The sequence below is a fragment of the Candidatus Neomarinimicrobiota bacterium genome (assembly GCA_021157965.1).
Classification (GTDB): domain Bacteria; phylum Fidelibacterota; class Fidelibacteria; order Fidelibacterales; family Fidelibacteraceae; genus Fidelibacter.
Genome location: JAGGVO010000034.1, coordinates 50,460 through 64,923 on the forward strand (window position 1 = coordinate 50,460; position 14,464 = coordinate 64,923).

Here is a 14,464-nt window from a genome sequence, read left to right on the forward strand (position 1 = left end):
GGGACAACTTTGCAGCATTTCTTCAAAACATTATCGTTCATCCTGCTTTTGCATGTTATGCTTATTGCACAACCATGGCAACAGAATGATGCTATTTTCAATCCCAGTGGCGTACCCAGTCTGATGTTTTCCCATCCCCGTTTTGCCGACTTGGATGAGGATGGGGATTTTGATATGATATTGGGGAATATGAGTGATAAACCTCTTTTCCTGGAGAATGTTGGGACGGCATCGTCTCCGAAATTTCAGGTCGGTTCAGATGATATTTTTTCCCTTGTATCTTCGTTAGACGCAGAAGCAGGTGTAATGGCCGATATAAACGGAGATGGGAAACCTGATTTTATTACAGGTGGATATACCGGGCTGCATCTCTATAAAAATGCAGGTGTTCCTGAATTTCCCATTTTTGTGAAAGAAGAAGGATATTTCTCCGGAATAAATGCCGGATCTTATCCTGTACCGGATTTGGGAGATGTTGATAACGACGGTGATTTGGATTTGGTATTGGGATTCAGCGAAGACGGTTCGGTAAAAATATATTTTAACACGGGGAATGATTCCGTGGCCCGGTTTTCAGACAATAATACCCTTTTTATCGGGGATGTGGGACTCTATGCTTATCCGGTTTTTTGCGATATGGATACCGATGGAAATTTGGATATCCTGACAGGCCGTGACGGACACGGGTTTGCCTATTATAGAAATACAGGGGATGCTGCAAATGGTGTCTGGCATCCCGATGCTATCCCTTTTGACGGTATCGGGAGCGATACGTATTTTAACTCACCGGGGGTTGCAGATTTAAACGGAGACGGCAAATTGGACCTTGTATATGGTTCAGGATCGGGACCTCTGAATTATTTTCGGAATACAGGTACGGCACAAACACCCGCCTGGACACGGAATACAACTCTTTTTGGCGGTACTTTAGACGTAGGAGGGGCCTCTAACCCCGTTTTTTACGACTATGATTTTGACGGAGATCAGGATTTATTCAGTGGAAGCAATCTGGGTGATATCAAATATTATGAAAATACCGGGACCGCTTATTCTCCTGCATGGAAAGAGAAAAGCAGTTCTTTTGCGGGCTTAAAGCATTCTATCTATGCTGCCGTGACAATCGGCGACGTCAATCAGGATAGTCTGCCCGATGCCATCGTAGGTGATTTAAGCGGCAATCTCTATTTCCATAAAAATACCGGAAGCGGCTTTATTCTCCAAAGCGATGTCCTGTCACATATCTCTCTTGGCGGCTGGTCTGTACCGCGACTGGTGGATATGGACGGTGACGGCGATCTGGATCTGGTTACCGGAAATGAAGCGGGAAATCTGTTTTATTTTGAGAATCAGGGGACACCGGATAATCCCGACTGGGTGGAAATTGCGGACTATTTTAACGGTATTGATGTGGGATCCAACTGTGTTCCGTCTGTTGCAGATTTTACCGGAAATGGCAGATTGGATGTCCTGACGGGAAATATGTGGCGGGAATTGAATTTTTTTACCTTTCAGGACAGTGTGTGGCAGGAAGATACAACTTTTTTTACCGGAATTGCCGGTGGACAAAATACGTCGCCGGCTTTAATCGATATGGATGGTGACGGAGATCAGGACCTGGTTTTGGGATGTTATGAAGGAACATTCAGTTATTATGAAAACAAGGCAGGTACAACAAGTCTGACGAATCAACACATAATTTTTCCGGATGACTTTGGGTTGAAAAACTATCCAAACCCCTTTAACGCCTCTACAACAATAGAATTTACCCTATCCATGACAACCCCCGTTTATTTGACGATCTTTGATCTGAGGGGCCGTGAGGTCTGTTCCTGGCGGTTTTCCGAACTTAGCCGGGGTGTCCATACACTGAATTGGGACGGTTTTAGTCAGGATGGTTCTCCGGCAGGTTCCGGTGTCTATATCTGTCAGATACGTACCCCGGAACATGTTTTATCCAAAAAAATGATTCTTTTAAAGTAGTATAGGTGAAAAAAAATAGATGGTTGACATTATCAATGTAAAAAAGGTTAAAAAAGGGTTTGAAGTTGGAATCCACTGCATTCACGAAGTATGTGGAAATATATACAGGAACCTGTTACTTGAACATGGAGCACAATGTGCCGGAATCACTGGTTTTCACAATAACCATGGATCCGGACAATTACTATGAAAAATACGGGTGGATTCGCGTGGAAAATGGTATTGATCTTTTCTCCGGTAAGCCATCCCGCATTTATTACCAGGAATTCTAAAGAAGGAATAATACCATGAGTAAACTTGGAAAAACTGTTCGCCCTGAGGATATATATGATCTTCAGTTTCCATCTGATCCGCAAATATCTCCGGATGGGAAAAAAGTTGTTTTTGTCAAAAAGTGGATTCATAAGAAAGATCAAAAATACTATTCCAATCTGTATTCCGTGGATACCGCGAGAGGCACGGTGGTGCAATTCACCCGGGGTGAACAAAATGATACAAAACCACGTTGGAACCGGAACGGAAAACAACTGCTTTTTATCCGTTCCACCAAAGATAAATCTGAATTGTTATCCTTTTATGGCGGATTGGGTGAACCCATGCCATTGGTCAGCCTGGAAGACGGTGAAATACAAGATATTGCATTCTCACCGGATGATAAATGGGTGGCTGTCCTCATTCAAAAATATGATGTATCAGGAGAAGACAGAAAAAAGAAACCACTGAAACGGGACATTGACAGACTCTTTTATCGTCTTGATGGGGAAGGATTTCGCCAAAAAAGAGCTGTTCAGCTATATATTGTAAAAAGCAGGGGAGGAAGACTAATTCCCATTACCGATGTTCCCCGGGATGTGACTGACTTTGTCTGGAGTCACGATGGGACAGGCATATATTATGTGACAAACGATCGTGAAGATCCGGACAGACATATGGACGAGGATTCCATTTTCTTTTATTCACTAAAGGAAAAACATCATGTCAGAATCGAAAAGCCGGCCGGACCCGTGGGATGGGTCCAGGCAGATTCCATAGGTCAACACCTCTATTTTTCCGGTCATTTTAAGCCCGGACACAGCTGGGGAGCCGTCAATTCGGAAATACAGCAACTTAATCTGAAAACCGGGGAAATCCATTCTCTTACGGCTTCTTTGGACAGGACCACGGATATGGTTACTCTGGGGGATATCACGCCCTCCTTTGTGAAACAAAGGGCTCTTTTTCAAACGCCCGAAGACTTTTTGTTTACTGTATCTTCAGAAGGTGCCAATCCCTTGATGAAATGCAATGTACCTTCCGGAGAAATCACACCCCTTTTAGACGGACCTGAATGTGTTGTGTCTTTTAGCATGTCCCGTGACGGAAAAAAAATCGCCGTACATCTCGCTCAAATGGAAAGACCCGATGAAATCTGGCTATTAGAGCTGAATAGTGAAAAACATTTCCGACGGATTACTTTTCTGAATGACGATTATATGAATTCCGTTTCCTGCAATGTTCCGGAAGAATACTATATTCCATCAGATCATGCAGTTATTCAAAGCTGGCTCTTAAAACCACCGGGATTCAGTTCAAAGAATAAGTATCCCCTGTTATTGCAGATTCATGGCGGACCTCGGGCACAATACGGCTATACCTGGTTTCATGAAATGCATGTCTTTGCAGCAGCCGGATTTGTTGTATTGTATACCAATCCCCAGGGGAGCCAGGGATATGGCCACACTTTTGCCGATGCCATAACCGGCAAATGGGCCGAACCGGCCATGAATGATTTGATGGCCGCCGTGGATTATATTCTTGAACTGGGATTTGTCGATCCGAAACAATGTTTTGTTACAGGAGGAAGTTATGGAGGGTACATGACCAACTGGGTCATTACACATACGAATCGGTTTAAAGCAGCAGTGACCCAAAGATCTATTTGTGATCTGTCATCTTTCTTCGGCACATCCGACACGGGATGGGATTTGGAAGCCGATTTTCACGATGTCCCCTGGAAAAACCCGGAACTCTATGCGAAATGGTCTCCCATAACTTATGCAGATAAAATTGAAACCCCCCTTTGCATTATCCACTCCGAAAATGATCTCCGCTGCCCCGTCGAACAGGCAGAACAGCTCTTCGTTCGCCTGAAACACGATAAAAAACCGGTCAGACTTGTACTTTTTCCGGAAGAATCCCATGGGCTGAGTCGGGGCGGACGACCGGACCGGCGGGTGGAAAGGTTAAAAGTTATGCTTGAGGAGTTTAGGGTTGAGAGGGATGAGTCGTAATTTTTTTTCTTGTCGCCAGAATTTCTTCTTGTGTAAATCCAAAATATTGTGATAAATATCTATTTGCCTTGTCAATATCGTAGCTTTTCTGAACGCTGTGGGCATCGGTAAAACGGACATAATCGTCATTGATATATAAAATGCTGTTGTCTACAATCCTGGAGGCAACGAGGGCTGAAATGTAATCGAATGAACGGATCCAATGATGAATAAAAAGACGGTCACTAACCGGTTCGGGTGCAAAAGTATAGCGCTTTTTACGGTTTCGCGAGTCTAAAGAATACAAAATATATTCCCCATTCTGTTTAGATAATTCGTAATCCAGAACCCCGTTTGTTCCGTAATCACTACCCTTGTCTTTCAAACATAAGGGGGTGTATAACAAATATCCCGGATCAACCAGATATGATTGATCCCTAAGTGAGAAAATGACGGCATAGTGGGGAAAAGAATTCCTCCCGGTATGCACCGATACAGGCCAGGCCGGGTATCCGTTCAGACGTAAAGATTTCATGACAGCATAATTCAATGAAAAGCAGGTTCCACCCCGGCCGTGTTGAAGAAATTCGGATATAAGAGTTTCCGGGGACCTTGGCCTTTGATGTCTTTCCAAAGAAAGTCTGAGTATTTTTGAAAGGTTTTCGTAGGGGATATCAGAAAAATCCCGTAAAAGAGCATTGATCGTATTCACGGGATAACCTTTTTTAAAACACATAAAAGAGGACCATATTTAAGCCTTATTTGCATTTGGACCGGTAGTGACGGGATTGTTTCCGTTATCCAGATAACAAGATTTGATTCGTCTTCAAATACCTCCCGAAAATGTTTGTCCGGCTTATAAACCAGCGTTGGGTAGGTTCCTGCAGGGCTGTTAATAATATCTGTTTTCCCCTTGTACAACCGGAACGGAACGGCTACACTGTCTTTCCGGTTCCAAAGACTCACAGTCACCGAGTCCACGGAAAAATAGAGGGAATCCATCAACATGATCATCGTTGTATATTCATCACGAACAGGATGCTTCAGTTTTTCTGTCTCGATCTGTTGTACATCGAATTCACGCCGGCTGTGATATTTTCCTTCATGAATACGTTTATTATAATAAAGGGTGTGGAAAGCGGGGTATGAAGCAATAATTGTCGTTGTATCCCGGACCTTGTAAAAGGTATCCACAAAACCTGATGAGTGTATTATAAATGAAGCAAATACTCTATCTGCCTGATAATCAACAACTAAACTTGCATTACCTCCGGGGATTCCGCGAAAGTATATATCAAAAAGATACTCGCTGCCTTCCAAAGGATTCAACATCAGACATCCTGTTAAAGCAAAAAGGATGAGAATCTGCTTAATCCTTTTCAAGATCATTCCGGATCTGTTGTTTGTACAGTTTTTTGTAGTCCGGACAGGATTGTAAGAGTTCGGGATGGGTTCCCTGGCAAACAATCTGTCCATTCTTGAGTACGACGATCTGATCTGCATCTAAAATAGTGGACAGGCGGTGAGCAATGATAAGGGATGTGCGTCCTTTCATCAGGCGGTTCAGGGAATTCTGGACAAGGCGTTCCGATTCAGTATCCAGGGAAGAAGTGGCTTCATCCAGAATTAGAATAGGCGGATTCCGTAATACGGCCCGGGCAATGGCAATCCGCTGTTTTTGTCCTCCTGATAAACGTACTCCCTGATCTCCGGCAATGGTGTTCCATCCGTTTTCAAGATCATGAATAAACCCGGCATTGGCAATTTCAACTGCCTGTTCAATCGAGTCCTCATCTGTCCCGTCGGATCCGTAAGTTAAATTGTCCCGGATCGTTTCATTCAGCATCTGGACATCCTGCGAAACAGTTCCAATAAGTTTATACAGAGATTCCGCTTTGATATTCCGGATATCTGTGCCGTCTATGAGAATTTGGCCTTCTCTCGGCAAATAAAACCGACACAATAAATCGGCCAGGGTGGATTTCCCTGAGCCACTGGCACCTACAATGGCATAAGATTTCCCCTTGGGTATTACCAAATTGATATTTTTTAATACATTGTGAGATTCATAACCAAAGGAGACATTTCTGAATTCAATTTCTTTTTTGAAGTCGTTTTTCTCAACTGCATCGGGAGATTCCAGATTTTGAATGGGAGTTTCCAAAACATTAAAAATACGTTCTGCGGCTGCCAGTCCATTTTGTATGATGGCGTTGACAGATGTTAAACTTTTGATTGGACTCAGAATTGAAAAAAGGAGAATGATATATCGGAGGAAATCCTCTGAATCCATGGCTGACCCGGTAACCACCATTTGGCCACCAATCATAAAAAGTATCGCACCTGTAATAACACCCACCATTTCAGAAAGAGGTGAATTAATGGCTGTCAATCGAAGTTGGCGCATCTGAATTTTGAAGAACTTGTGGTTCCGGTCTTTGAAATTTTGAATTTCATCCGATTCTTTGTGGTATGATTTAATCAGACGGAATGCTCCCAGCATTTGTTGCAGAAAAGAGGTAATAACACTCATCTGTCGCAGCGTACGGCGGCCTTTACGGCGGATGGATGATCCCACGATCCAAAAAATGAAAATGGAGATGGGAAACATAATCAAAACATAGAGAGTAAATTTCCAGCTGATGATAAAAAGCAGGCTGATGGTAATAATGATATTCGCCGGCTCGGTTAACGTTTTATCAAAAATGACTTTGATGGCTTGGCGAAAGATGAGTACATCATTCATGATGATGGACATAAAATCACCCTGTTTGTGATTATCATAGTAGGACATAGTTTGTCGGGTAATGTGGCTGTACAGTTTATTCCGGGTATCCACAATGATCTTCAGTTCCATCCGGCCGAAGAGTATTCGTTTGATAATGAGAAAGAAGTTTTTCAGAAGGAAAATGGAGATAATTAAAATACTCAGGCGTGTCAGGGCTGTCACTGGATCAATATCCACAATCAGGCGGCTGGTCAATCCTTTCAGATATTCGTTGAGTCCGGGGTCCGTCGGAATGGCATCGGGAGAAACCGATTCCTCCGGTTTGAAAATTGTCTGGATCAGAGAAGCCACAACCCAGAGTGAGGCTGTATTACTGATAGCATAAAGCAGTGAGAAAAAGAGTCCTGAAAGGGAGAGCGGCCAGTAATGGGCTGCTGTTTTAATGAGTCTTTTAAACATAACCTTTTATTTTTTTTCCCCGTCTTTTTTGGGTTCCATGGCAAGATCCAGGACATCGAGCATATCATCCAGGAAATGAAACGTCATCTCTTTTTTGACTTCTGTGGGAATATCTTCATCGATATCCTTTTTATTCTTAGCCGGGAGGATGACATTGCGGATCCCTGCCCGGTTTGCAGCGATCACCTTTTCCTTGATTCCACCCACCGGGAGAATGTGTCCGCGCAGGGTTATCTCACCGGTCATGGCAAAGCGATCTTTCACCATCCGATTACTCAATACACTCACCATGGCCGTCATTAACGTGACACCGGCAGAGGGCCCGTCTTTGGGAATAGCTCCGGCGGGTATATGGACATGGACATCATAATTTTTGTTAAAATTGGGGTCAATTCCGAAGCGTTCCGCATTCGCGCGAATAAAGCTCATGGCGGCCTGGGCAGATTCCTGCATGACATCACCCAACTTACCCGTCAGAATCAGTTTACCGCTTCCGGGCATTTTTGTGGCTTCAATGAATAGAATGTCACCACCAACGGCCGTCCAGGCAAGTCCTACGGCAATTCCCGGCTTCACCATCCGCTCGGCCACTTCACTGTAATATTTTTTCTTTCCAAGGTAACGGGCTACCATAGATGACGTAATCCGCCGCTTGCGTGTCCCTTTTTCTACCTTTTCACGGGCAACTTTCCGACAGATATTAGCTATTTCACGTTCCAGGTTTCTCACTCCCGATTCCCGGGTAAAATTTTCAATAATTGTACTGATCCCGTCGTTGGTAAAGACGATATCATCCTGTTCCAATCCGTGTTCTTTGACCTGTTTGGGAATCAGAAAAGATTTGGCGATATGGATTTTTTCCGGTTCTGTGTATCCCGGAAATTCCAGGATTTCCATCCGGTCTTTTAAAGGATCCGGGATGGGGTCATACCAATTGGCTGTGGCAATAAACATCACATGCCGCAAATCAAAGGGGACTTCCAGATAGTGATCGGAAAAGGAATAATTCTGTTCCGGATCCAGGACCTCCAGAAGTGCGCTGGACGGGTCCCCTCTGAAATCTGCCCCCAGTTTGTCGATTTCATCCAGCATGAAAACAGGATTGTTGGAACCGGCTTTTTTAATGCCCTGGATAATCCTTCCGGGCAGTGCCCCGATGTAGGTCCTTCGATGCCCGCGAATTTCTGCTTCATCCCGCACACCACCTAAAGACATCCGGTAAAATTTCCGTCCCATAGCCCGTGCAATGGACATACCCACGGACGTTTTCCCAACTCCGGGAGGACCGATAAAACAAAGAATGGGCCCTTTAACACCGGCTTTGGGGTCTTTTAGCTGTTTCAGTTTCCGAACAGCCAGATATTCAAGAATCCGTTCCTTAATCTTTTCAAGTCCGTAGTGATCATCATTCAGAATTTGTTCTGCTTTATTAATATCAACCTGATCATCAGTCGAGACTGACCATGGGAGTTCCACAAGCCATTCCAGGTAGGTCCGGCTTACAGTATATTCCGGAGACTGGGGAGAAATCCGTTCAAGGCGGGTTAATTCCTTTCGGGCAACCTTCAGGGCTTCCTCAGGCAAATTGGATTTTTCGATTTTTTCTTCCAGTTCTTTCGTATCCATGCCCGTATCATCTTCACCCAGCTCTTTCCGAATGGCTTTTAGTTGTTCCCGAAGAAAATATTCCCTTTGATTCTTATTAATGGAATCCTGAACCTGGGACTGAATCTTTTCTCCAACCTCCATCCGCTGAATTTCTTTGTTCACTAATATCGTGGCGGATGTGAGCCTTTTCTGAACATCCGGGATTTCAAGAATTGACTGTTTTTCACTCACCTGGATATTTAAAATGGAAACGATTTTATCGGCAAGCCTTCCGGGATCCCGGATAACCTTTACGACATCCAGATGCTCATTTGTCAAATATTGAGCTTTATCCACAAGCGTCTGAAACTGGTTGTAAAGATTGCTGACCAATGCCTGGTTTTTAATGTCGTTTGCGTAGCTGATTTCATGAACACGGCGGACAACCGCCTTATAAAAGGGTGTTTCCTGAGTCACCTGCAGAATCTGTATCCGTTCAATTCCCTGAACAATCGCACTTTTACTCTTGTCCGGCATATCAAATATTTTTAAAACCTGTGCCAGGGTTCCCCAGCTGTACAGGTCATCCTCTTTGGGATTTTCCGTACTGATATCTTTTTGAGCAACAACGGCAATCAGTTTTGTTTCAGGAAGAATTTCGTCCAAAAGGCGTAACGAACGTTCACGACCGATGTATAGGGGAATCACCTGTTGAGGATAAAGAACGGTATTTCGTAAAGGCATGAGGGGAATTTCCCGGGGAGAATCAAAATCATCAGCCAGGCTTATATCTGCTTTAATATTCTCAAATTCTTTATGACTCATTGAGTGTCTCCTTGTTATTTGTATTTTCATCTGAAGATTCTGATAATTCATCATCATTCAGGTTATTTTCTGTCAAAAAACGGGGCTTTTTTGAAGACGTCCGTCCTCCGGGTTTAATTTTAAACATCCGAATAGGTTTCCGGCCTCCGGCCAAAAGATAGTATAGTTGCAAAACCCGGATGACCCTGTAGGAAACCCAGTCGTCAGTAGTATTTTTTGCCTGTCGGGGCAGGGCAGACCAAAGGCCGTAAACGTTTTGCTGATCCTCCAGCCAGTTTAACATCTTTCGGATGGTTTTGTTCTCGGCTGTATATTCCAGACGGACCAGCACTTCCAGTACTTTCAGAGTGCCGCCACGGAAGGCTTTTATGCCTTCATAACCGTAGGAAAGCTGATCCCATGCCTGAAGACCTTCCAGAATACCGCCTTTGTTCGTCGATAGGTAGCGATTTAAAATAAAATCAGCACCCCGTTTTATTTTTCTCCGTTCCCGCATGACGGAGTGATAACTGCAGGCACTGAGGACTTTCAACGTAAGCCAGATATCTGAACCGTCATCTGCCGTTCCCCATCCGCCATCTTCATTCTGCTGCCGGACCAGCCATCGTATAGCTTGTTCAACAAAACGGTTTCCCTCAAAATCATATTTTAACAGGGTTTCAATCAAATGGGCATTCAGATGCAGGGGAAGGGGAAAGGAACCGTCTTTATTCTGATGTTTGAGAATATGGATCAACACATTCTGTATATCAATCATACGTTTATGACAATTATAATCCCGGGCTTCACTCAGGAGAGATGTAAGATAATTCAGTTGCAGGGCCTTTTGTTTTTCAGGAGGGTAATCGCTAAACTCCCTGGTCGGATCAAAAAGCTCCAATGACTTTAAAATATTAAGCCGGTTCCGATTTTCATTTAATTCCCGCTTGGTAACTTTCAGGTGGATGGCCATTTGATCCATCTGAAACACATTTTTATACAGATAATATTTGACTTGTGAGTTTCTGGATCGAAGAATTCGCTGAATGGGATCTATGGTAAAACGGTTTGAGAACCAGGAAAGATCTTCCGGAATTTCCGGAAATGGAAGAAGGTTTTTTTTATAACTTTTCATAAGGATTTTTTCATTTGATGTATGGTTTCGGTGATATTTTCCGATTGATAAATAGCGCTGCCTGCCACAAAAATTTCCACACCTGCCCGGGAGATTTCAGCAATATTACCGGGATGAATACCTCCGTCAATTTCAAGTTTGACATGAGGACATCCCAGTTGCTCCCGCAAATGTAAAAATGTATCCACTTTTTTCATAACAGCAGGAATAAAACGCTGTCCTCCAAAACCCGGATTCACGGACATAAGCAGTACATAATCCAGCTCCGGAAGGATATCCTGCAGACAGCTAACAGGTGTGGCAGGATTTAACACAACTCCGGCTTTCACCTTTTTTTCTTTGATGTGGGAAATCAGACGATGAAGGTGGCGAACGGTTTCAGGATGGACAGAAATCCAGTCTGCACCGGCATTTATGTACATATCAACCGTTTCTTCAGGATTTGTAATCATCAGATGAACATCGAGAGGCAATTGTGTTATTTTCCGAATATTTTTGATCAGTGGGGGGCCAAAAGTCAGATTGGGAACATAATGACCATCCATAATATCCAGGTGAAATATGTCCGCACCGGCTTCTTCCGTTAACCGGATCTGATCTTCAAGATGCAAAAAATCTGCAGACAGGAGGGAGGGTGCCAGATATTTTTTCATGATTGTCCCCTTTTTTTTAAGAAATGACCTGTTCATCAGCGTGGTAGGACGAACGGACCAAGGGTCCTGATTCCACATGGTTAAATCCCAGAGTCAGGCCAATTTTTTTATATTCTCTGAATTGAGCCGGTGTAATATATTCTTTGACAGGCAGATGACGCGATGTTGGCTGTAAATACTGCCCCAGCGTAAACAGTGTCACGCCATGACGATGAGCATCCTTCATCAAATCAACAACTTCATCAAAGAGTTCTCCAAGTCCCACCATAATGCCGGTTTTCGTTAAGAATCCTTTATCTGAAATATATTTCAACACATTCAAAGACCAATGGTAATTTCCTTTAGACCGTGCCATGGGGTAAAGAGAAGGAACAGTCTCCAGATTGTGTCCCACAACATCCGGACCTGCACTCAGCACGGTGTCTAAAGCCTGTGTATCTCCCTGAAAGTCCGGAATCAGTATTTCTATTTTACAGTCCGGATTCAGGGATCGGACTTTTCGTACAGATTCAGCCCAGATTTCGGCCCCTCCGTCAGACAAATCATCCCGGTCCACCGATGTAATAACGACGTATTTCAAACCCAGTTCTTTCACGGCTTCCGCCAGTTGTTGGGGTTCATCAGGATCTGAAGGCAGGGGGATGCCTTTTTTAACGCCGCAAAAGCGGCAATTCCGTGTACAGGTATCACCCAGAATCATAAATGTGGCTGTCCGTCGTCCCCAACACTCTTCCATATTGGGACAAAAAGCTTCTTCACATACCGTGTGAAGCTTATGATTTTTTAGTAGCTGTTTGACGGTCCGGTAACCTTCACCGCCCGGAACCTTGATTTTCAGCCATTCAGGCTTTTTAAGATGATTCAACTTCGGCATTTTTCCTCCATATGAAAATTACGACATTCCCGGATAGGTGGGGAGATAAAAAAAGAAGCAAATTAAGAAATTTGCCTTTCAAACCGTATAAATTGGGTCTGTAATGCTACAAATTGGCTTTCAGAAACGAAGAAATGGAAGGGAAATTGGAGAAACAAGGGAGAGAGGGAAAGACAAGGTGGGAGGGAAAATTTCTCCCGCTGGAGCGCTGGGACGCTGAGGTTAGGGTTTAATTTGCTCACGGGGAGAGCGCAGAAGGTATGACGGGGAGAGAAGGGCCAAAGATTCAAGCACTTCGCTGTGCTCAGTGTTCCTCCCCCTGCGCTTCGCTTGGCGTTCAATCGCGGCTCCGCAGCGTTCAAATCAATCATTTTTAAGAAGTTAGAAGCTGGAAGCTGGCCCCTCGATACGTCCCCGCCATAGGCAGGGCCTACTTGGTGACCGGAAGTTGGCACTGTTTTGCGGCTGATTGGTTTGCGTGGATTAGCGATCGTTGGGGCTTGGGAACTGACGATTGTCGGCTACCGCTTCATTCTCCCCGGACTAAAGTCCGGTTTTTTTCTCTTCTCACGTTTTCCGGACTGAAGCCCGGGGCTGTCAATCTAATCAATCAACTATTGACTGCCGACTGCCTGTCGACTGTTGCCTGTTGACTTTCGACTATTTCATCAACACCATCTTTTGTGTCTTAATAGAACTTCCGACTTTTAATCGTGCAATATACGTAAGCATTCGGTGAGCCCCGTATTGCATTAAGGCTTTTTTGTCATTCATAAAGATCATTCCGATTGAATTCAGTCAGAGCAAGGAGTTTGATCGTACTAAACCGTAGATATTTCCTGAAGCTTTTTATTGAGTAAGGATGATATTCTGAGGGAGCAGGTCATCCAGTTTATGGTAAGGATGGGATGCAATGCGACTGAGGACTTCTCTGAAGAGGGAAGTATTGCTTGATAATAACAAATACAATGGATATAATAAATAAATCATACAGAAACACCCCCTTAATCACTCCTTCTTAGCGGATTCTCTCTGTTGAATGTAAAAGGGTTTTCGTTCGTTATGATTCAAACAAGATGGACTAAGTAAATAAACAGGGTTTTTCATGCCTAATCTCACACATTTTACATCAGGGAGCAGATATCCGGCATTGTTGCTGTTTCTTCTCCCCTTCCTCATCACCGCCTGTTTCAACCCGGAACCGGAGGATTACGGACTGGCGCTTGAAGCGGTGGATGTGGTCTGCGTGGAGGCCACATTCCGGGTGACGGCCTCCGGGGTGCCGGAGACCTGGACATGCGGACTCTACCGGGATGACAGTCTGGTGGTGACGGAGACACTCACCGGACAAAGCGGTTATATCCGGGATACGGGACTTCTGCCGGCGGCGGATTATACCTATCACATAAGCTATATGAAAGAGGGCCGGGACAAAGACCGTTCCGATCCCATCGCTGTCACAACGCTGGATACCACCGGCCATGATTTCACCTGGACCGCGGAAACGCTGGGTGATGCCGGGTCTTATCTCAATGATGTGGCCATCGTGGATGAAAACAATATATATGTCGTAGGTGAAATAAGATCTGATTCTGGTTGGTATAACATTGGTATATGGAATAATAATCAATGGAAATTTGATCTCGTAGGTCCTGTGGGGAACATATTATATAGTGTTTTCGCTTTTTCAAATAATGATATATGGGTAAGCAATGCCTGTTCACCGTATCATTGGGATGGAAACGAATGGACATACTATCGTTTTTCTTCCAATGGTGTAGGTGTAAATGCCTGTGCAGGAAACTCCATCTGGGGCTCATCATCGGATAACGTATGGTTTGCGGGAAACAACGGGACACTGGTCCACTACGACGGGAGCCGGTTCCGCCGGGTGGAAAGCGGGACGGATGTGGATTTGAAAGACATGGACGGGACACCGGACGGAAAACATGTGTTTGTTGCCGGGTTAACACTCATGGGGGACTTGGGAGGACA

10 protein-coding genes are annotated in these 14,464 nt (G+C 44.3%); 3 read left to right on the forward strand and 7 right to left on the reverse strand.

Features of this window, described 5'->3' with window-relative positions:
• Positions 1–57: 57 nt before the first annotated feature.
• Complete coding sequence (locus J7K63_04190; GenBank protein ID MCD6234222.1) at positions 58–1,980, forward strand: T9SS type A sorting domain-containing protein; 1,923 nt, start codon at positions 58–60, stop codon at positions 1,978–1,980.
• Between the two features lie 287 nt (positions 1,981–2,267).
• Positions 2,268–4,250 (forward strand): S9 family peptidase, encoded by a 1,983-nt coding sequence (locus J7K63_04195; protein MCD6234223.1) that lies wholly within the window; start codon positions 2,268–2,270, stop codon positions 4,248–4,250.
• Here J7K63_04195 and J7K63_04200 read toward each other — a convergent pair.
• From J7K63_04200 to lipA, 7 genes are read right to left on the reverse strand one after another with little or no spacing between them, the layout of a single operon-like run.
• Positions 4,225–4,941: an arylamine N-acetyltransferase gene (locus J7K63_04200; protein MCD6234224.1), complete on the reverse strand. Its 717-nt coding sequence runs from the start codon at positions 4,939–4,941 to the stop codon at positions 4,225–4,227. The genes J7K63_04195 and J7K63_04200 overlap by 26 nt on opposite strands.
• Entirely contained in the window at positions 4,938–5,612 is a 675-nt protein-coding gene (locus J7K63_04205; protein ID MCD6234225.1) for a DUF3108 domain-containing protein, read from the reverse strand. Before J7K63_04205 ends, J7K63_04200 begins: the two co-directional genes overlap by 4 nt.
• Positions 5,599–7,416 carry an ABC transporter ATP-binding protein gene (locus J7K63_04210; protein MCD6234226.1) on the reverse strand — a complete coding sequence of 606 codons (1,818 nt, stop codon included), beginning with the start codon at positions 7,414–7,416 and terminating at the stop codon, positions 5,599–5,601. The genes J7K63_04205 and J7K63_04210 overlap by 14 nt, the downstream gene beginning before the upstream one ends.
• A 6-nt stretch (positions 7,417–7,422) precedes the next feature.
• Positions 7,423–9,828 carry an endopeptidase La gene (gene lon / locus J7K63_04215; protein MCD6234227.1) on the reverse strand — a complete coding sequence of 802 codons (2,406 nt, stop codon included), beginning with the start codon at positions 9,826–9,828 and terminating at the stop codon, positions 7,423–7,425.
• Complete coding sequence (locus tag J7K63_04220) at positions 9,818–10,942, reverse strand: terpene cyclase/mutase family protein (GenBank protein ID MCD6234228.1); 1,125 nt, start codon at positions 10,940–10,942, stop codon at positions 9,818–9,820. The genes lon and J7K63_04220 overlap by 11 nt, the downstream gene beginning before the upstream one ends.
• On the reverse strand, positions 10,939–11,595 hold the full coding sequence (gene rpe / locus J7K63_04225; protein MCD6234229.1) for a ribulose-phosphate 3-epimerase: 657 nt from the start codon (positions 11,593–11,595) through the stop codon (positions 10,939–10,941). Before rpe ends, J7K63_04220 begins: the two co-directional genes overlap by 4 nt.
• Before the next feature lie 16 nt (positions 11,596–11,611).
• Positions 11,612–12,469 carry a lipoyl synthase gene (gene lipA, locus J7K63_04230; GenBank protein ID MCD6234230.1) on the reverse strand — a complete coding sequence of 286 codons (858 nt, stop codon included), beginning with the start codon at positions 12,467–12,469 and terminating at the stop codon, positions 11,612–11,614.
• Between the two features lie 1,105 nt (positions 12,470–13,574).
• On the opposite strand from lipA, the gene J7K63_04235 reads away from it, so the two are divergent.
• On the forward strand, positions 13,575–14,464 hold an 890-nt coding region (locus tag J7K63_04235), incomplete at its 3' end, for a hypothetical protein (GenBank protein MCD6234231.1).